General features: G+C 61.1%; 17 protein-coding genes. 3 read left to right on the top strand and 14 right to left on the bottom strand.

Annotation, left to right across the window (positions count from 1 at the left end):
* Positions 1 to 271: 271 nt before the first annotated feature.
* The 4 genes from ACM5SV_RS12500 to ACM5SV_RS12485 all read right to left on the bottom strand — a co-directional run bounded on the left by ACM5SV_RS12500 (position 272) and on the right by ACM5SV_RS12485 (position 3,141).
* Positions 272 to 1,366 carry a sialidase family protein gene (locus tag ACM5SV_RS12500; protein WP_222005531.1) on the bottom strand — a complete coding sequence of 365 codons (1,095 nt, stop codon included), beginning with the start codon at positions 1,364 to 1,366 and terminating at the stop codon, positions 272 to 274.
* 15 nt (positions 1,367 to 1,381) lie between these two features.
* Positions 1,382 to 1,684, bottom strand: a complete 303-nt coding sequence (locus ACM5SV_RS12495) for a hypothetical protein (RefSeq protein ID WP_003554697.1) — start codon at positions 1,682 to 1,684, stop codon at positions 1,382 to 1,384.
* Positions 1,685 to 2,294: 610 nt separating this feature from the next.
* Positions 2,295 to 2,612, bottom strand: a complete 318-nt coding sequence (locus tag ACM5SV_RS12490; RefSeq protein WP_244432310.1) for a hypothetical protein — start codon at positions 2,610 to 2,612, stop codon at positions 2,295 to 2,297.
* 28 nt (positions 2,613 to 2,640) lie between these two features.
* Positions 2,641 to 3,141, bottom strand: a complete 501-nt coding sequence (locus ACM5SV_RS12485) for a ferritin-like domain-containing protein (protein WP_222005530.1) — start codon at positions 3,139 to 3,141, stop codon at positions 2,641 to 2,643.
* A gap of 460 nt (positions 3,142 to 3,601) precedes the next feature.
* Between ACM5SV_RS12485 and ACM5SV_RS12480 the strand changes: the two genes are divergently transcribed.
* Positions 3,602 to 4,123: a sigma-70 family RNA polymerase sigma factor gene (locus ACM5SV_RS12480; RefSeq protein WP_003554691.1), complete on the top strand. Its 522-nt coding sequence runs from the start codon at positions 3,602 to 3,604 to the stop codon at positions 4,121 to 4,123.
* Between the two features lie 207 nt (positions 4,124 to 4,330).
* A complete protein-coding gene (locus tag ACM5SV_RS12475; protein WP_221971854.1) occupies positions 4,331 to 5,131 on the top strand; it encodes an SDR family NAD(P)-dependent oxidoreductase in 801 nt (266 codons plus the stop codon).
* 30 nt (positions 5,132 to 5,161) lie between these two features.
* Here the strand turns inward: ACM5SV_RS12475 and ACM5SV_RS12470 are convergent, their stop codons facing one another.
* Positions 5,162 to 5,284, bottom strand: a complete 123-nt coding sequence (locus ACM5SV_RS12470) for a hypothetical protein (protein WP_017997519.1) — start codon at positions 5,282 to 5,284, stop codon at positions 5,162 to 5,164.
* A gap of 123 nt (positions 5,285 to 5,407) precedes the next feature.
* Positions 5,408 to 6,508 (bottom strand): flavodoxin family protein, encoded by a 1,101-nt coding sequence (locus ACM5SV_RS12465; RefSeq protein WP_222005529.1) that lies wholly within the window; start codon positions 6,506 to 6,508, stop codon positions 5,408 to 5,410.
* 173 nt (positions 6,509 to 6,681) lie between these two features.
* On the opposite strand from ACM5SV_RS12465, the gene ACM5SV_RS12460 reads away from it, so the two are divergent.
* Positions 6,682 to 8,079 (top strand): cytochrome P450, encoded by a 1,398-nt coding sequence (locus tag ACM5SV_RS12460; protein ID WP_222005528.1) that lies wholly within the window; start codon positions 6,682 to 6,684, stop codon positions 8,077 to 8,079.
* Between the two features lie 42 nt (positions 8,080 to 8,121).
* Here the strand turns inward: ACM5SV_RS12460 and ACM5SV_RS12455 are convergent, their stop codons facing one another.
* From ACM5SV_RS12455 to ACM5SV_RS12420, 8 genes are read right to left on the bottom strand one after another with little or no spacing between them, the layout of a single operon-like run.
* Positions 8,122 to 8,883 carry a TIGR04290 family methyltransferase gene (locus ACM5SV_RS12455; protein WP_003554680.1) on the bottom strand — a complete coding sequence of 254 codons (762 nt, stop codon included), beginning with the start codon at positions 8,881 to 8,883 and terminating at the stop codon, positions 8,122 to 8,124.
* Between the two features lie 33 nt (positions 8,884 to 8,916).
* The gene (locus tag ACM5SV_RS12450; RefSeq protein ID WP_222005527.1) at positions 8,917 to 9,972 is read right to left on the bottom strand and encodes a UDP-glucuronic acid decarboxylase family protein; all 1,056 of its coding nucleotides are present in this window, start codon (positions 9,970 to 9,972) and stop codon (positions 8,917 to 8,919) included.
* Positions 9,972 to 11,102 (bottom strand): CgeB family protein, encoded by a 1,131-nt coding sequence (locus tag ACM5SV_RS12445; protein ID WP_222005526.1) that lies wholly within the window; start codon positions 11,100 to 11,102, stop codon positions 9,972 to 9,974. Before ACM5SV_RS12445 ends, ACM5SV_RS12450 begins: the two co-directional genes overlap by 1 nt.
* A complete protein-coding gene (locus tag ACM5SV_RS12440; protein ID WP_222005525.1) occupies positions 11,099 to 12,187 on the bottom strand; it encodes a CgeB family protein in 1,089 nt (362 codons plus the stop codon). Before ACM5SV_RS12440 ends, ACM5SV_RS12445 begins: the two co-directional genes overlap by 4 nt.
* Positions 12,184 to 13,314, bottom strand: coding sequence for a CgeB family protein (locus tag ACM5SV_RS12435; protein WP_419425261.1), 1,131 nt, complete (start codon positions 13,312 to 13,314; stop codon positions 12,184 to 12,186). The genes ACM5SV_RS12440 and ACM5SV_RS12435 overlap by 4 nt, the downstream gene beginning before the upstream one ends.
* Positions 13,311 to 14,390 carry a glycosyltransferase family 4 protein gene (locus ACM5SV_RS12430; RefSeq protein ID WP_222005523.1) on the bottom strand — a complete coding sequence of 360 codons (1,080 nt, stop codon included), beginning with the start codon at positions 14,388 to 14,390 and terminating at the stop codon, positions 13,311 to 13,313. Before ACM5SV_RS12430 ends, ACM5SV_RS12435 begins: the two co-directional genes overlap by 4 nt.
* A gap of 23 nt (positions 14,391 to 14,413) precedes the next feature.
* Complete coding sequence (locus tag ACM5SV_RS12425) at positions 14,414 to 16,456, bottom strand: NAD-dependent epimerase/dehydratase family protein (protein ID WP_128406514.1); 2,043 nt, start codon at positions 16,454 to 16,456, stop codon at positions 14,414 to 14,416.
* Entirely contained in the window at positions 16,453 to 17,559 is a 1,107-nt protein-coding gene (locus ACM5SV_RS12420; RefSeq protein ID WP_128406515.1) for an NAD-dependent epimerase/dehydratase family protein, read from the bottom strand. Before ACM5SV_RS12420 ends, ACM5SV_RS12425 begins: the two co-directional genes overlap by 4 nt.
* Positions 17,560 to 17,791 lie beyond the last annotated feature (232 nt).

Genomic DNA, 17,791 nt, shown 5'->3' with positions numbered 1-17,791 from the left:
ACCCTAGTCCTAGCTAGGCCTAGGCAGCCTGGAAATATACGGCAGTCGATCAAAGGAGCGAGACGTTCTCACATGGACGAACCCCGGCGCGATTCCATTTGCTCGCCCCTATCGAAGCAATGCCGAAGTAGGAATATGACAAATCTCTTAGAAAATCCGGTGGATTGGATGGAACGAGGCTTGCCAGGCATTTGGTCCGCTGGAACGCGCCTTCAGGGCCCCGACAGGTACAGGGTGCCGATTGGGATGCGCGCACACTCGCACTCCCTTCTCAATCTCCGATCGACGCGACAATGGAGGCTGCGATGTAGCGCTCCTCCCCCTCACCGTCGTTGAAGTAGTAGACGGCCAGTATGGAAGCTTGATCGCGCTTGACGACGCGAGGATAACCGAGATCGGCCGTGCCGCCATCGCTTCGGATGATCTTCTCGGCGCCCCATGTCTGGCCGTCGTCGCAGCTCACGCGCATCCTGATGCCAAATGGCGGGTCACGGTAACCGTAGACGAGCAGAAGCATGCCGTCGACCCGCCCGAGCGCGGGCGGATTGCCGTTGCTGCCTGTATTGTCGACGACGCGGCCTTTCCGCGTCCAAGTCTTCCCTTGGTCATCGGAAGTGAAGGCTTCTATCCAACCCTTGTCGCCGCCTGTCCCCATGCAGCGCGTCAGCGTCAGAATGGCGCCACCGGAAAGTGGCGTCGATGCCGGCATGATCGAATAGCCCTCGGGTTCTGGGCCGACAAAGCCTTGAAGGACGAAGCTGCGCCCGCCGTCCGCCGTGCGGGCGCAGAACACTCTGCCTTCCGCGCCATCCTCTTTGGAGGTGCTTAGCATGAAGAGCGCATCGTTCCTCCCAATAGGAACGATATCGGTTCGCGCGGAAATCGGAATGTCCAGACCGGTGAAAGGATATGGACCCCGCCATGTCCGTGCCCGATCCCGGCTGACATAGAACCAACTCACAGCATCGCCCTGCACATCGGTTCTAGCGCACATGACGATCGTCTCTGGATCGAGAAAGTCTATGGGTTGTTCCAGGCAGCGCAGTTCATCATCAGCCGACAGACGGAAACCAACCTTGAGATCGGCGTTCAAGTGCTCATCGGCCGAAAGTGACATCCCACCTGGCACGCGACCGGAGAACCGCTCGCTCATCCAGGTCAGACCGCCGTCCAGGCTCCGTGCCTGCCAAGGCACGAATGGGTAATCACGGTCCAGTTCGTGAAGCTCCCCCTTCGCTCCGAGTTTGCCGCGCGCGAAAACGACGACCACCTCGTCACCCCACGACCAGAGACCATAATTCGCCGGCCAGCCTGCGAACTCGTCGCCTTTGCGGTGGACCTCGAGCTTGCGGAATTGCGTCTCCATCGGGGCACCAAGTTGTCAGAGCGCCTCGACAGGAATCGCCCGCACCAGCAATTCATCCTGTCTGAGCAGTTGTTCGAGGTTGCGACGATATCGACGCCACCAGGCCCTATCGAGAGTGTCCACCATGACTTCAACTACGATGACGTCTTCTTCTTCCGCCCCCTCGCCGTTGGACCAAAGCCCCTTTGCTGGCGAGTTGAGGTATGCCGTCGCTCCGCCATGGCGCTCCGTCATCTCGCGTTGAACTTTCGCGATGACGTCTTCTATCTTGATCGTCGATTGCGGCGCTGCCGGTATAAATAGCTGTATCAAGTGCATGTCTAGTTCTCCTTGTCGCCAGACATCGACATAAGACGGCGTTGGATTGGGGTCGGCTTGCGGAGCCGCTGGTGCTCTTTACGATCGCAAGCAGGTCGACGTGAGTGCCAGCGCTGAAAGGGCCCCTCCACCGCGGATCCATGACGACCGCGCGAGCAAGTTTCGTCACTTAAAGATGACGAGGGAGCCACGCCTATAATTGGCCCCGGTCGCTCCTGCTTGCGCCTCTTTACGTCCCCCCAATCACGGTCGAAATTTGCACAACTTCCCAGGCACTTTCCACTTCCCGGCGTCTGGCCCAGTAGAAAAGCTCTGGTTCAAGGCTGGATGACTCAAGCATCGCGAACTCCCAAATCGCCTAACGCGCATGCGACGATGAACCGCTCCTCGGAGCGGAGTCCAAATCAGACAGCCAATCCGACCATCGCACATCGCGGGAATCCCCCAAGCGATCGCGGAGCCGTCCATGCCGGTATATCGCCACGAAAAGCGTTCGCAGGAATGCCTTTTTGTCTTAGGACATGGTGAACTGGCGCCAACCTTGAAAGCATCGGTCGCTAGGATGAGTCACACCTAGCTGTCCACCGTCGATCGATTGCGTTTCACTAGGCTAAGCGCCTATCGACGCATGCATCTGACCGCAGACCGCAAGGCTCTCACGCATTGCCTTCACCCGCATTTCGGCATCTTCGAATGAATACGCCCAGATCTTGGCGGACCAAGTCGATGGCCCCATCTCATATTCCAGTGCGAAGAGATACATTGTCTGCCCGTGTTCGTCTTTTCGGACGAATTGAGCGTCAGGCCGTTCGCGGGTATCGCGCAGTTTATCGAAACTAATTACGCTCATATCCAACTCATCTAGCATTGCGGCGCTTGCCCGATCGCCGAGGCGGGGCACAAGAGCCAAACGATGAACGGCCGCCATGCGGCGGCCGTGAAGGCGCGTCGCCGTATTAGGCCGCGCGCTTTCCCTTTACGTTTGCCGAGGTCTCGGCGATTTGCGTAAGTTTCTTGTCGGTCGCTTCTTCTTCCGCAAGCGTTGCCTGCAGTAGCGGGACGGCCTCCTTGAAGCCAAGCTGCTTGGCCCATGCGATCAACGTGCCATAACGGGCTATCTCGTAGTGCTCCACGGCCTGCGCCGAAGAGATCAGTCCGGCATCCAGGGCGACCGTGCCCTTGAACTCGTCCATGATCTCATCAGCTTCGGCGATGATGCCCTGAATGGCTTCGCAAGTCTTGCCACGTGCGGGCTTGCCTATCATTTCAAAAACCTGTTCCAGACGTTCGACGTGTGCCTGGGTCTCGTCCCGATGCTGCAGGAAACCGGCCTTGCCTTCCTCCGACTGGGCGGCACGGGCCAATTTCGGCAGCGCCTTCAGGATCTGTTTTTCGGCGTAGTAAATATCCTTGAGCGTGTCGAGGAACAGATCGTTCAGCGTCTTCTCAGTTGCCATTTGCGTCCTCCTATGGCGTGTTGATGGGCTCTCGCTCGGTCGAACATTAGCGCGGAGATGACGCCCCCGTAATGGCGGCGCCATCTCTGTCCGGCCAAGGACGAGACCGACTCGGGTTGCGGTCGGCGATTGATCAAACCATTGCCGACGTTTGTTGTTCCTGCGGCGCCTATCTTTTCAGGGAATTTGGCAGTTATGCACGGAGCTCGCCGGATACGTGAATGTTATCAAAGCTGTGCGGCATCGCGTGGGAACGATTTTCGCCGGATCGTCGTTTCAAGTCCGGATCGTGGCGCCTTCTAGCGATGCCTTTGGGTGATCCGCAACAGCATTCCGGCGTCTTCATGCGTTCAGTTGACTTGGAGGCGGTCCGCCGATGAGCGAAAACGAGATTTTCGTCCGATATCGTACAGCAACGATTCAGATGCTTGGAACTTTCCTTTCATCCCAGGAGAGAAAAATGACGGCTCTATCTTCACAACGTCCCGCGTCGCAAGAAACATCCTCGGTCGAGCTGGAGATTGTCGAACTGACACCGGCGTTGCACGCATTTGCCCGAAGATTCCTGCGTAGTGAGGACGACATCGATGATCTCGTGCAAGAAACGCTGCTGAAGGCGTTGAATTCGATCCAGCTGTACCATCCAGGCACTTCTCTCAAGTCCTGGCTCTTCACCATCCTTCGAAATACGTTCTGCAGTAATTATCGTCGGCGGAAGCGCGAGCCGGTCGGAATGGATGTGACCATGGAACAGGTCTCTGTCGCCCCGAGCCAGGAGTGGGCGCTTCGCGAGCGTGAGCTGCGACAAGCAATGACGCGCCTCTCCGACGACCGACGCCGCGCGTTGACGCTGGTGGCCGCCGGAACGAGCTATGAAGATGCCGCCAGGATCTGCGGCTGCCGCATCGGCACCTTGAAAAGCCGCGTCAGCCGGGCCCGCGAAACCTTGCATTCGCTGCTTGGGAACCAGCTGATCGACTGAGCGCTCCTGCTTCCGATACTCGTCATGTCGGGATGGGAAGAATGGCGACGGCGGGTTCGCATAGCCGTCTCTTTATCGCGGTTGAACATGGCGCGCGCCATGTACAGGATCTGTTGCGGCCTCTGCGTCTCGCACCCTCGCCGGAACATATCTTCGCTTTTCAGGTTCGGTGGCTTCACCTTTTTCCCGAAGTCTAGGAGAAGAAACATGGATAAGCATGAACTTGGCAAGGGTCTCGCGGTGGTCACCGGCGCCTCGACCGGCATTGGCTATGAGCTGGCCAAATGCGCGGCGCGGGAAGGCTATGATCTGATCATCGCCGCCGACGAGACACGCATCCAGCAGGCAGCGTCGAGCCTGAAGGAGTTTGGCACGTCGGTCCAGGCAATCGAAACCGACCTTTCCACCGAGGACGGCGTCGACCGGCTGATGGAAGCCATCGAAGCTTCCGGGCGTTCGGTCGATCTGCTAATGGCCAATGCCGGGCGCGGCCTCGGCAAGGGTTTCCTCGATCAGGATTTCGCGGAGGCCCGGAAAGTCGTCGATACGAATATCGTCGGCACCATCTTTCTCGTCCAGCAGGTGGGCAACCTGATGCGCAGCCGCGGCGAGGGTCGCATTCTGCTCACCGGCTCCATCGCCGGCTTCATGCCCGGTTCCTATCAAGCCGTCTACAATGGCACGAAGGCGTTCATCAACAGCTTCTCCTTCGCGTTGCGAGAGGAATTGAAGGAAACGGGCGTGACCGTCAGTTGCCTGATGCCCGGCGCGACCGACACGGAATTTTTCAGACGCGCCGACCTCATGGATACCTCGGTCGGACAGGCAAAGAAAGACGATCCGGCCGAAGTCGCCAAGATCGGCTTCGACGCCATGATGGACGGCGAAGGAGATGTCGTCAGCGGCTGGAAGAACAAGCTCCAGGCGGCCGTCGCCAACGTGACACCCGCGAGCATCCTTGCGCATCAGCACGCCAAGATGGCTGAGCCAGGTTCGGGCAAGGAATAACCACGTTGCGGGCATGCCTGACCGGACCTCTCAATCGATCGACAGGAACGGCGCCGCGAGCGCACGATTGCCGTTCTCATCGTCGATCTCGTTATCTTTCCCTGAATGGGCTGTCCCCGCATCCAATTCTGCGACCATTTCCCGGGCGGCCATCAACGTTTCCTGCTCGGCAGCCTCAACGTTGCAATTCGATTCCTTCGAGATCCCGTTCCACTTGGTCGCCGTCCCGAATATGAAAATAGAACCCTGTCATCGTCGTTTCGCCAATCCAGTCGCTCACTTCTCACGCGGTTGCTTCAACCGTCTTCCCGCCGCGACCATCTTGCCATTGCGTCGTGAGGTAATTCCCTCCAACAGGGTTCTGGCGGCATTGCGCACCTCTTGCTGAAAAGCGGTGTCCTTTTCGAAGGCGTCGTGGCTGGTGGCGTAGGGCTCCCAATAACCGATGTAACGGTCGACCTCGGCCAAGGCTCCGGCCGGGACGAGGTCCATCGACGTCAGCCAATCCGAGACGCTGCGGCGGACATTTTCGACGCCTTCGGTATCGCCATGGACGACGACAGAAAATAAGCGGCCGGAAAGATGGCGGGGATAGTCCCATCCTTGCATCTCAAGCTCCTTGGCCTCCTTGGCGTGTTTGCCATGCGTGCTCGTCGGATCTGGATTGCCGCCGTCGGCGCAGACAAGCCGGTCGATCATCAGTTTCAGCGGCGAGGGTGTCTGGTACCAGTTCACCGGACTGACGATCATGATGCCGTGCGCCTCGACCCACATTGGATAGATTTCGTTCATCCAATCGTGGATCTGTCCGAGGGAGTAGTTCGGGTAGCAGGAGCACGGCCAGTGACAGAGCACGGCCGATGTCGAGAAGCACGCCTTGCACGGATGGATCTGTCGGCCATATTCGGAAGCGATGCGGCTGAGGTCGAGGACGTTCACGGTTAGGCCGGCTTCGGCAAACACTTCCTTGGCGATCTCGACCATTCGGAAGCTTTTCGAAATCTCGCCCGGACAGGTATGTTCGCTTCGCGACGAGCCGTTGACGAGGAGGACGCGCGATGGCGCGTTTTCGTCCTCGAAGCGCGCTTGCGCAGCGCGGATTTGATCTCTCGCCTCGAGCCAATCGACGCCAAGATCATAGTCGGGATCGGCAAATCCTGGTCCAGCCTTTTTGGTTATCGGGCTCTTTCGCGAATGGGCGTATGCATTCCATGCGGGCGCGGCCACCTTGCCGAGTTCGTTATCCAGTGTGTCGTAAACCCGATCCTTGAACTGGCTTAGGAAACGCCTCTTGAATTCTCGCTCGTCGAGGCGAGGGCTCGGGCTGCCTTTTCGCGGTTCGAGGTCAGATGCGTTCGCGGCTGGTTCGTCGGGCATGGGGCCTCCACGCATTCATGCGCTCGAAACAACGCGGTGAGCCGGCTTCTGTTCCGGTGCCTCCCAGTTGCATCGTCTATCGAGGATCGGTGATCAGCCCGGAACAATCGGCCGTTGTCCCGGTTCGGAAATAAGGCCGATCGGCTACTCCATGCAGCAAGGGCTTCGGGATCATGAATTCTCGCAATCGAGCCATCTTTTCCAGGGAAAGACCCGCCGGCTTCGTCCGGATAAATCGTGCCAGCTGGATCGACACTTTGCGTGTGGTTGCGGCTGTCATGGTTCCGACGGCTGCCAAAGGTGTCATCATTCGCCGCCCGATCATGGAACGCCTGGCACAGCGGCAGGATCTGGACACGGGTGCTGTCAGTCAGATGCAGCGGCTGGTGAAGAAATATGGCAGGGAGCCTCTGCTTTTGCCTATCCCGTTCCGGCCGCAGCTGCTGGTGTTCGACCCCTCCGACGTCTCCACGGTGCTCGAGTGTTCAGCCCAGCCATTTGCCACGGCAACCTGGGTCAAGCGCTCCGCTCTTGCGCATTTCGAACCGAAAAACGTGCTGATCTCAGATGCCGCGCGGCGGGCCGAGCTTCGGCCGATCCATGAACATGCTTTGGCAAGCGCGGACCGGCTGCATCCATCTTCGGCCGGCTTCAAGACAATCGTCGATTCCGAACTCCTGGAGATTTTGGACGGTATCGGTTCCGACCGGCCGAACGAACTCGATTGGTCTGCGTTCTCGCGAGCCTGGTTCCGGATTGTTCGCCGCACCGTACTCGGCGATCGCGCGCGCAACGACGTCACTTTGACGAAGACCTTGAACGACCTTCGAAGTCGGGCGAATTGGGCTTTTGCAGCTTCCATCGATCGGCGCAAGCGTCGGCAGTTTCAGCAGCAGCTCGGCCAATATCTGCGCGAACCGGAGGAGGGCAGCCTGATTGCTCGGCTGCCGAAAGGCAGCGATTTTGATTTAGAAAGTCAGGTGGCCCAATGGCTGTTTGCCTTCGACGCTGCTGGAGTGGCCGTTTTCCGGACGCTTGCGCTGCTTGCCTGCCATCCGAGCTACTGGGCCAACGCCGTTGACGAAGTTAAAGATCCCGACCTTGATCGTCCCTTCACGCGCAATTGCCTGCTCGAGGCTCTGCGTCTCTGGCCGACGACACCCGTCATTCTCAGAGAGCTGACCGAGGATGTCAAATCCGGCGACAGGACCGTGGTGCGCGGCACGGGCGTCATCATTTTCGCGCCCTTCTTTCACCGTGATCCCGAACTGGCTTATGCAAACCGGATGGAACCAAGTATCTGGGGGCGCAACGACACCTTGCCGACAGTCGGATTCGTACCTTTCAGCGCTGGTGCTGCCATTTGTCCAGCCCACAATCTCCTACCAGCGATTGCAAGCTTCGCCATCGGCGCGCTGTTGTCGGAGGCGGATATCACGCTGCTTCAGCCGTCTCTGACAGTCGACGACCTGCCCGGCACCCTCAACCATTTCGATATTCGGCTGCGGCTGAGCAAGCGGCCGGTGAAAGCCCGTGCACCGCATGCTGCGGCAGGCTTTCCGCCTCATTGAAATCCGTGCTTGGCGCAGCTGTGGTCCGACGAAACGAGTCTTTCAAGGTGCGGCCACCGGAGGCGGCTCAACCGCATAATGGCGTTGGCCTCGTCGACACAGATAGACCTCGCGTTCCGGATGGTCGTTGATTCGAAAGCCGGCGCTGCGCAGCATCGCCTCGACCGCCGCCTGGTTGGGGATGAACCAGTTTGTCGGATCCGACGCGTAGCGTTCCTCGACAAAGAAGAGCTTCGGATATTCAGGCTGGTCGAAGATGCTCCATTCGGAAAAGTCGTAATCTTCCCTAAGGTCGGGAACGCGCTCGTCGCCCCGCTGGAGGCATTGGAACAGCATCATGTCGCCGACGGCGTGTTCATAGAGAAGATCCAGCGCCAGCAGGGGGTGGCGCAGGTGGTAGAGCACGCCCATGAAGATCACCAGGTCGAATGTTTCACCCAGTCGGGCGACGTCGTAGACGGACATCTGCCGGAACTCGATCTCCGCTCCCGCTTGTTCCGCCGCGAAGCGGGCCTGCGCGAGGTAGCGTGGGTCGGAATCGATGCCGACGACACGGGCGGCGTTGCGCCGTTTCATCTCGAGGGCATAGAAACCCGCGTTGCAGCCGACGTCGAGCACGCTGAGGCCACTAAGATCGGCCGGCAGGACATGCTGGAACCCTTTCCATTTGAAGGTGGGATAATCTCCGAGGAAATGATCGGCCGCTGTCATGTGGCCGCCGATGTTCAAATTCTGAAACCACGGCCCGAGTTGCTGGATCCGCTTTTGCAGGTTCGGATCTCTCGTCGGCTGTGCTGCATCCATCTCGGCTCTCCTTTGTCTGTTATCGCTCTCGAGTCAGATGCCAATCGCGGCGCGTCCAGCTTTTGCGCGCCGTCGCCAAGTCGAGCGCCGCGTGACTTGCGCGTCATCGAAGTCGCCGTCTGGACGGGCCGCGGCGATGAACCAATCGGCCGTCAGGCGTAGACCTTCGGCAAGCGGAATCGTCGGCTGCCAGCCGAGAAGGTCTTTTGCGCGTGAGATATCGGGCCGTCTGCGCTGTGGGTCGTCTTGCGGCAGCGGCTTGTGGACGACGACGGATGTCGACGGCACCATGGCCAGCACCATGTCCACCAGCCGGTTGATCGTGAACTCGCCGGGATTGCCGAGATTAACCGGGACGCCCGGATTTGGATCGACATCCATCAGCGCCATCAGGCCCGCAACGAGGTCGCTGACGAAGCAGAAGGAACGCGTCTGGTCGCCGCTTCCATAAATCGTCAGCGGCGCGCCTGATATGGCTTGCACCAGCAGATTGGAGATGATCCGCCCGTCACTCGGCTGCATGCGAGGCCCATAGGTGTTGAAGATGCGGGCAACACGTGCGTCCACCTTGCCGGCCCGCAGCATATCGAAGCAAAGCGCTTCCGCCGCCCGCTTGCCTTCGTCGTAGCAGGCGCGCGGGCCTGTGCAGCTGACATTGCCGCGGTAATCCTCTGTCTGCGGATGCTCGACGGGGTCGCCGTAGACCTCGCTCGTCGACGCCTGCAGGAGCGAGGCATGATGCTGTTCGGCCAGCGAAAGCAAATTGCCGGTGCCGGCAACGCAGGTCATCATCGTATGCACCGGGTCCGCCTGATATTGTGGGGGCGATGCCGCGCACGCGAGGTTGTAGATCTGGTCCAAATGCTCGTCGACACCATAGAGATGGCAGATGTCCTTTTCGATCAGATGGAACTTCGGATGGTTGATCAACGGCCGGACATTGTCCTCCGATCCGGTGATATAGCTGTCGACACAGATCACCCGGTCGCCGCGGGCCAGCAGCGCATCGCATAAATGAGAACCGACAAAACCGGCTCCTCCGGCGACAAGCACGGTCTTTACTCTTCCGTTTCGCGTCCTTTGCAGCATCATGCGTCTCCTAAGCTGAAATGGATTGAGGCTGGGGACGATTGTCGTTCTCCCCCTTCTTCTGGCAGTTCTCGCAAGGCGGCGGCGAGTTCACGAGCGCGCACCTCGCCGGTATGGCGTTCAAGCACCGTCGCCCTGGCGGCCGATGCGAGCGCACGGCGCCCCGCGGCGGCGATGGTTGTCAGGGCGTCGACGACATCCCCCGATCCTTTGGCGATGATGATCGCCTGACCGTCGGCGAAGAACTCGTTCAAGCCGCGCCACTCGTCACTGATGATCGGCGTGCCGCACGCAGCGGCCTCGAATAGCCGCACGCTCGGCGACCAGCCCGCTGCGATCATGTCGGTTCGCGTGACGTTGAGCGTGAAACGCTGCCGGCTGTAGAAGCTCGGATGATCGGCAGGCGGCAGGTGTTCGATCCGCTCCACATTCGCCGGCCAGTCAATATTGTCAGGATATTGAGGACCGGCGACCACGAAGCTCAGATGCGGCAGTTGCCTGGCAGGCTCAATCAGCAGCCGCTCCAGCGTTGGCTGTCGGTCGGGGCTATAGGTGCCGAGATAGCCGAAATCCCAGCGGAAGGCTTCGTCCGTTGGCCGATATCGGCTCGCATCGACGGAGCAGTAGAGAGGGATCGCCTTGCGCGCGCCGTATCCGCGCTCGAGACCCGCCAACACGTCACCGCCCGAAAACGAGAAGTAGGCGTCGAAGGTCGCAAGCTGTCGGCGCGCCAGATATTCCTCGTCGCCGCGGTCGAGCTTCGCCAGCGTCACCGGCGTGTCGATGTCATAAAAGCACAGCCGTCGGGGCTTCAGGGCGGCGATCCTGTCGATAACCGCCACGCCGGATGGAACGTAGGACCCGATGATGACCGCGTCCGCCGCCTTGATCCGATCGGCATGGTTTTCGATCATCTCTTCGATGTCGCTGTAATGGACGAGCTGGCAAAAGTCGGGATCGGGAAGATCTCGGTGCGCCGCATACCAGGGCACGTCGCGCTCCAGGAACAACACTCGATGCCCCCCGGCGTGCAAGCCGCCGATGAGGGCGCGATAGGTCGTCGCGTGACCGTTGCCCCACGACGACGACAAGGAGAGGCCGAGGATGAGGATATCGAGCGGATTGGTCATTCGGCCGCCTCCGCTCGCGCGGCATGAGCGCGGAAGATGGCATCGGCGGTCTCGGCGCGATTGCTATAGGTATGTTCGGCAAGCACACGTCTTAGCGCCCGCTGTCCGATCGCCCTGGCCTGCTGCCATGTCAGGCCGGTCAAAAGATCGGCGACATCCTGGCCGTCGCGCGCCACCAGGATTTCTTCGCCGGGCTTCAGAAACAGGTCAATGCCTTGCCAGTAGTCGGTGATCAGGCAGGCGCCGGCGCCTGCGGCTTCGAAAACGCGGGTTGCCGGCGAAAAACCGTTTTCGGCCATGCTGGTACGGGAAATATTGAGCACCGCCTTCGGCGTCGCGTTGAACGCGTTGTGGTCGCGGGTCGGGACATGCCCGATGTGAACGATGTTCGACGACAAGGCTTTGTCGCTCCAGCCGGACCCGCCGAGCAGAAAGCTTTGCCGCGGCAGGCGGGCCGCGGGTTCGAGAAAAAACTGCTCGACCCGCGCTTCACGGTCGGGCAGACGGTTGCCGAGAAAGGCAAGATCCGCGGTGAACCGCGCCTCCTCCTGCACCGGATGATGGGTTTGAGGATCGAGCGCGTTGTAGATCGGCACGCAGTCGGCTGCCCCGAGGCCGCGATAGGCGTCGATCACGGGGTCGCCGCCACCATAGGTGAGGATGAGGTCGATCCGGCTCAAGGACTTGCGAAGCGGGTGCTCGGGGGTCTGCCGCAGCTCGGAAAGCGTTGCCGGCGCATCCACGTCCCAGAAGATCTTCAAAGCCCCTTGCCTGGCATGGCGAAGGACTTCCTGCAGCAGGAGATCGTCCTCGAAGCCGACGCCGCTGGCTTTGACGACGATATCGGCCTCGGCCGCGGCCGCCGTCACCTGCTTCATCGCCTCGATGGTGCCTTGATAGATGACGACCTTGCACCATTCCGGCGGATCGATGTCGCGGTTTTTCTGCCGGTCGTAAACGTCGGGCTCGTAGAAGGTGATGTCGTAGCCCTTCCGCGCCAAAGCGCGCAGCAGGCCGCGATAGTAGGTGGCGGCGCCGTTCCAGTAGGCGGAAACCAGGCTCGATCCGTAAAAGGCGATCTTCATTCGGCGGCCTCCTTGGCTTGCAACCGCCCGACGACGCCCGCCGTGCCGCATTGCTCCAGAATGGCGAAAAGTTCATCGACGCGATGCCGGCAGGTGTGCCGCGCCCGGATCGTCTCCAGACCGGATGCGATCAGCGAGGCCGCGAGAGCATCATCCGCCGTCACCTCGCGCAGCAGGCGGGTCATCTCGGTCCCATTCTTGGCGGCAAGGTAATCTCTACCCGGCCTGAAAAGCGCCTCGGCATCGTGCCAGGGCGCGCAGATCAGCGGGATGCCGCAGGCGAGCGCTTCGAAGACACGGATCGTCGGAATGCCGGGGAGGTTTTCGACATAGGGGCGTCGCGGTACATGCACGGTCACCTTGTGGTCGGCGAAAGCGAGTGGCGCCTCCGCATTGGCGATCCAGCCGCCATAGGCGATGCCTGCGTCCTCGAGAGCGTCGAGCGCCTGCTTGGGGTAGCGCACACCGCGAACGGTCGCCCTCAGCCCTAGCGCATGCGCGGGACGGACGAGGAATTCCATCAGCTCGGCGGAGCGCTCGTCATCGCCCCAATTGCCGATCCAAATGAGATCGCCTGTCTTTTCGATCTCCGGTCTCGGATAAAACAGCGCGTCGTCGGCCGCCTCATGCCAGGTAAAGACCGATCTGCCCCAACCGGCCCGCAGATAGCGCTGCCGCAGCGTCTCGCCGAAGGCGAGCACGGCGTCATAATCCTCAAGCGTCAGTCCGGCGATGTCGCCCTTCGCCGACACGGCCCGGTGATGCGTGTCGTGGAACAACAGGGTGAAATCGGCACCGTTGCGCCTGGCTCGCCCGATCCGTTCCACCAGTGCTGGCTCCGTCCACTCGTGGACCACGACGACGTCGGCCTCGGCGATCGCCGCCTCGTGATCGAAATGCGCTCCGTAGATTTGCGAACGCAGCTGCGGGAACATGTCGTGAAACTTCTCGACCGCCGTCGGCCCTTGATCGCTGAGCAGGTTGCCGCGGCTCCAGGATTGCTCGGGTTCGAGCGCGAGCGCCTCGTGATGGCGGCGGGTCAGCTCCCGCATGATGCCGCGCAAGAAGTGGGCGTTGCCATGGTTCCAGTCGGAAACCAGCGAATGGGTGTAAAACAGAAATTTCATGATTGCTCCGCCGCTATCGGGGTAAAGTTGTCGTTTATCAGTCGTGCATAGGTTTCGAGGACCGCTGCCGTCTGCAGTTCCAAACTGAAGACTCGCGAGCGCTCCAGCGATCGCACGACGAGTGCGGCGCGCAATTGCTCGTCTTCGCTGAGGCGCATGCACGCGGCTGCCAAGGCCTTCGGATCATGCGGATCGAAGAACAGCGCGCATCCATCCCATAGCTCGCGATAGGTCGGGATATCGGATAGCGCCAGGGCCGCGCCGCATCGCGCCGCCTCCAGGACGGTCAGGCCGAAAGGCTCGTAGATGGATGGCGATACGACGATTTGCGCGCGCCGCATCAAGGCGATGGTCTTCGAATAAGGCAGCGGCCCGCGATCGTCGGCGTCGTCGAGCTGCAGTCGCTGTCCGTTGGGACCCGAGCAGGAACCTACCATGACGACGGGAAGGGGCATCACCGCTGCCGACCTGTCGAGCACCGCGCCATTCTTGCCCTCGTCCCACCAGCGCCCGGCCGCGAAGACGAAAATCTTCTTTGGACGCGGGTCGGACCCGACGCGACTGGCGTTGTGGACCACCTTCAGCCGGGAGAGAGGACCGTAGGCGGCTCGCAGGGCATCCGCATGGCTCCTGCTTGGCGCAAGCACGGCATCGGCGCGGTCGAAACCTTCACGGTTCGCGTCGCGCTGCCAGGCCCAGTCTGGGGGCGCCGGCGTCCCGCGCACCGCGGCAAACCACGTGACGACGCAGGAATGGGAAACCACGACAACGGGCAGCGGCGTATCGATCCCGGCGGCCTGGGACGGCAGGTTGAGATGCAGCAGATCGGCGCCATAGGCTCTGGCGATCCGAGAGATTTCGGCGGGCGCGGCAGATATTTCGGCCCTGCTCGCCGCCATCCAGTCGAGAGGGGCATCGAGCCACACCAGTTGCCCAAGCGCAGTCGCTTCGCTGGTCTGTGTTGCCGACGGTGCGGGTCCGAGGCCCGCGAAGACGATTTCCGTCCCCTCGCGCCGAAGCCCGGCACCGAGATCCATCGCATAGCGCCAGACACCGCCAACCGCGTCGAGGGTCATCAATATTCGGTTTCGTCGACGGATCATGCCGAGACCTTTCGATCGCGGCGCAGGATCGGTCGGCCGCCGAAACGGTGTTCGATGAGCCACTCCGCCAGGTGCCGCAGTCCGCTTTCCCATCCCACACGCGCGCTCCAGCCAAGGGTGTGCTGGAGCTTACGTGTGTCCGCGACGAAGAAATACTGATCGCCGGGTCGCCAGTCGTCGAAGGAGGTTTCGACCGGGCGCCCAATCAGCTTGCCGATCTCGCGCAGGACCGCGAGCACGCTAACGGCGTTCGTCGGACCGCCCCCCAGGTTGAAGACGCGGCCCTTGACCCCGTCAATGCCATCGAGGACGCCGCGATAGGCGGCAACCGCATCCGCGACGTGAAGAATATCGCGGACCTGCTTGCCATCGCCGTAGATCGAGACGGGCTCGCCGGCGAGCGCCCGGATCAGGAAATGCGCCACCCAGCCCTGGTCCTCGGTGCCGAACTGGCGTGGGCCGTAGATGCAGCTCATGCGCAGCACGGCCGTCGGTATGGAAAAGGATTTCGCATAGTCCAGCACATACTGGTCCGCCACGCCTTTCGAGCAGCCATAGGGGGTGCAGAAATCGAGCGGTCTGTCTTCGCCGATGCCATATGACCGGACGGTCGCGTCGACCGGCAGGTAGCGATCCTCGGCCTCGCGCATGGCGAGGTCGTCGAGCCCGCCATAGACTTTGTTGGTGCTGGCAAAGATCACCGGCGCACGTCGGCCCGCCTTGCGAACCGATTCCAGCACGTTGATCGTGCCGCGCGCATTGGCCTCGAAGTCGTCAATCGGATGGATGAGACTGGTGGTGACCGCGGTCTGGGCGGCGAAGTGAAAGACCGCCTTGGCATCGGCGAAGGCTGCCTCGATGCTTCTGGCGTCGCGCACGTCGGCAAGCACCGGATGTACGTTTGAGCCATGCCTCTCGGTCAGCCAGCCGAGGTTCTGATCGACGCCTGGCCTCCCGAGATTGTCCAGCACGACGACGTCTTCACCGTCCTGGAGGTAGCTGTCGGCGAGGTTGGAGCCAATGAAGCCGCAGCCTCCGGTGATGACGATCGGGGCGGCTCCCTTGGCGACGTTGGGGGTGGCGAGCCGGGCGACCTGCTCGAGCCGTTCGACGCCGCCTTCAATCAGCAGGCGCGCGAGCAGCTTCGGCTGGTTCTCGTGGGTGACGGCACCGAGATGGTAATGCCGCGGGTCGAACCATAGGCCCTCCTGCACCGGCACGTCCGGCGGCACATCCCGCCAGGAATACCAATACATCCGGTCGGCCGGCACGCTCAGAGCCTTCACGAAACGCCGCGCCTGCTCCATCTCGTCGTTGCGCCAGGTCGAATAACCGGTTTCGGTGATCCAGATCTCGGCCTTGTCGTTGAAGCGTCCGATAATGTTTCGCATCTCGCCGAGATGCATGTCCCAGCCGCTCCAGGTGCCTTCCTCGCTGTCCCATGTGCCGGGAAAACCGTGAAAGCCGACGGCATCGACGACGCCAAGCACGCCGCGTTCGCCCATCAGGTTGAGCCAATAGGGATCGAAAGGGCACGGGCCCCCGAGCACCGGCTTCCAGCCGCGATGCTTGGCCCAATAGGCCGCGGCGCCGACCATCTCGCAAAACAGCAGGAAGTCCTTGTCCTCGCGCCAGTCCCAGTCGAGCAAGTTGTTTGGCTCGTTCCACAATTCGACATGGCTGAAATACCGACCATATCTGGTGAGCACGTGATCGACGAAGTCGGCATAGGATTTTAGATCGGCCGGTGCGCCGGAAGACCGTCCTGTCCGGGACAAGGACGGCGGCGTGTAGTGAATGCAGGGGAGGAGATCGATCTCGCGCCCAAGCTTCGGGATCAGCCAATCAAACCATGCCTCGCCTCCCGGAGCCAGATATTCAGCCCATGACAGATGCGTGCGCAAGTAGCTGGCGCCGCTTGTTCCGACGTCGGCGATCGTCTGCGACGTCCGCTCGTATTCGCCAGGGCGAAACCACTCGACGAAGCCATAGGGTCTCGAGCACGTGCCGGTGCCGGCGGAGAACGCGGATATAGTCATGATACCAGTCCTCTTTCCTCCAACTGTCGTTTCATCTCCGCGCCGCGATCGATCGCTCCGGCATTTCTCACCCAATCGGCGAAAGGTCCGAGCGTGTTTTCCAGCTTGAAGCGCGGCTCGAAGCCGAGCAGTTCGCGCGCCTTCGCGATGTCGGCAAAGCAGTTGCGGATATCGCCGGAGCGCGCCTTGTTCATGATCTCGGGCCGTATCTCCGGCACGCCCATCGCGTCGGCGAGAAGCGTCGCGACTTCGGTGATCGTATAGGCCTGGCCGCTGCCGATATTGATCACATGTCCCGGCGCGTTGGGTTTTTCGAGCGCCAGGCGGAAGGCGCGCGCCACGTCGCGCACATGCACGAAATCCCGTCGCTGCTCGCCGTCCTCGAAGATCATAGGCGGCTGGCCATTGGCGAGCCTCGAGGCGAAGTTCGCCAACACGCCGGTATAGGGATTGGACAGGGCCTGGCCGGCGCCGAATACGTTGAAGAGACGGAGCGCCACTGCCTCCACGCCATAGGCTTCGCCAAAGATCAGGACCTGTTTTTCCTGCGCGTATTTCGTTAGCGCGTAGATCGAGGCGAGATCGACGGGCTTTTCCTCATCCGTCGCGACCGGCCTCAGGTCATTGCCGTCAGCGCCACGCGGATCCCATTGGGCGGCCCTGATCTGGTCGCTGCGTCGCCTGACCAGATCGAGTTGCGCGCCTTCGGCGGTCTCATATCGGCCCTCGCCATAGACGCTCATGGACGAGGCGACGACAACGCGTTTGGGCCGGCGACCGATCATCGCCTCCAGAAGGACCGCCGTGCCAAGATCATTGCCGCCGACATATCGGGCGATCTCGTACATCGACTGTCCGACGCCGACCTCAGCGGCGAGATGGATGACGCCATCGGCACCCAACAAAGCCCGTTCGACCGCGGTTTTGTCCCTAACGTCGCCGCGCATGATTTCGGCGGCCTCGGGCGGCGCCGTTTCGGCATCGCCGTGAACCTGATCGATCAACGCATCGAGGACCCGCACCTCATAGCCGTTGTCGAGAAGTTCCTCGACAACATGTCTTCCAATAAAGCCGCAGCCGCCGGTTACAAGGATCATCGCCATCTGATTTCCGTTCGCTCAAGTTGAAGATGACCCGCCGAACCAAGCGCGGCGAAGATTGTTCCGGCTTCAATGTCATCTTCTTTGACATGTTCTTTGACATCATCCGGAACATCCGGCGGCGTCGCTGGTTCGGCGGCCAATCCGTGAGCGAAATATTTTCTCGAGGATTGAGAAGCGGCCACCGGCGTCTGTCAGCTAGCAGGCCGGCCCGTGCCAAACGAAGGAGCAATTC

Origin of the sequence: Rhizobium sp. CRRU65, from assembly GCF_048551595.1 — a bacterium.
GTDB classification, from domain to species: Bacteria; Pseudomonadota; Alphaproteobacteria; order Rhizobiales; family Rhizobiaceae; genus Rhizobium; species Rhizobium leguminosarum_J.
Note: the sequence above shows the minus strand (reverse complement) of the source record. Positions and strands in the feature narration are given on the sequence as shown.

Excerpts from the sequence above, each read along its gene's own strand:
- ACM5SV_RS12445 (WP_222005526.1), bottom strand. The coding sequence starts at position 11,102 with ATGACCAATCCGCTCGATATCCTCATCCTCGGCCTCTCCTTGTCGTCG.
- ACM5SV_RS12470 (WP_017997519.1), bottom strand. The coding sequence starts at position 5,284 with ATGGCCGCCCGGGAAATGGTCGCAGAATTGGATGCGGGGACAGCCCAT.
- ACM5SV_RS12460 (WP_222005528.1), top strand. The coding sequence starts at position 6,682 with ATGAATTCTCGCAATCGAGCCATCTTTTCCAGGGAAAGACCCGCCGGC.
- ACM5SV_RS12450 (WP_222005527.1), bottom strand. The coding sequence starts at position 9,972 with ATGCTGCAAAGGACGCGAAACGGAAGAGTAAAGACCGTGCTTGTCGCC.
- ACM5SV_RS12500 (WP_222005531.1), bottom strand. The coding sequence starts at position 1,366 with ATGGAGACGCAATTCCGCAAGCTCGAGGTCCACCGCAAAGGCGACGAG.
- ACM5SV_RS12490 (WP_244432310.1), bottom strand. The coding sequence starts at position 2,612 with ATGGCGGCCGTTCATCGTTTGGCTCTTGTGCCCCGCCTCGGCGATCGG.
- ACM5SV_RS12455 (WP_003554680.1), bottom strand. The coding sequence starts at position 8,883 with ATGGATGCAGCACAGCCGACGAGAGATCCGAACCTGCAAAAGCGGATC.
- ACM5SV_RS12480 (WP_003554691.1), top strand. The coding sequence starts at position 3,602 with ATGACGGCTCTATCTTCACAACGTCCCGCGTCGCAAGAAACATCCTCG.
- ACM5SV_RS12425 (WP_128406514.1), bottom strand. The coding sequence starts at position 16,456 with ATGACTATATCCGCGTTCTCCGCCGGCACCGGCACGTGCTCGAGACCC.
- ACM5SV_RS12440 (WP_222005525.1), bottom strand. The coding sequence starts at position 12,187 with ATGAAGATCGCCTTTTACGGATCGAGCCTGGTTTCCGCCTACTGGAAC.
- ACM5SV_RS12475 (WP_221971854.1), top strand. The coding sequence starts at position 4,331 with ATGGATAAGCATGAACTTGGCAAGGGTCTCGCGGTGGTCACCGGCGCC.
- ACM5SV_RS12430 (WP_222005523.1), bottom strand. The coding sequence starts at position 14,390 with ATGACCCTCGACGCGGTTGGCGGTGTCTGGCGCTATGCGATGGATCTC.
- ACM5SV_RS12465 (WP_222005529.1), bottom strand. The coding sequence starts at position 6,508 with ATGCCCGACGAACCAGCCGCGAACGCATCTGACCTCGAACCGCGAAAA.
- ACM5SV_RS12420 (WP_128406515.1), bottom strand. The coding sequence starts at position 17,559 with ATGGCGATGATCCTTGTAACCGGCGGCTGCGGCTTTATTGGAAGACAT.
- ACM5SV_RS12485 (WP_222005530.1), bottom strand. The coding sequence starts at position 3,141 with ATGGCAACTGAGAAGACGCTGAACGATCTGTTCCTCGACACGCTCAAG.
- ACM5SV_RS12495 (WP_003554697.1), bottom strand. The coding sequence starts at position 1,684 with ATGCACTTGATACAGCTATTTATACCGGCAGCGCCGCAATCGACGATC.
- ACM5SV_RS12435 (WP_419425261.1), bottom strand. The coding sequence starts at position 13,314 with ATGAAATTTCTGTTTTACACCCATTCGCTGGTTTCCGACTGGAACCAT.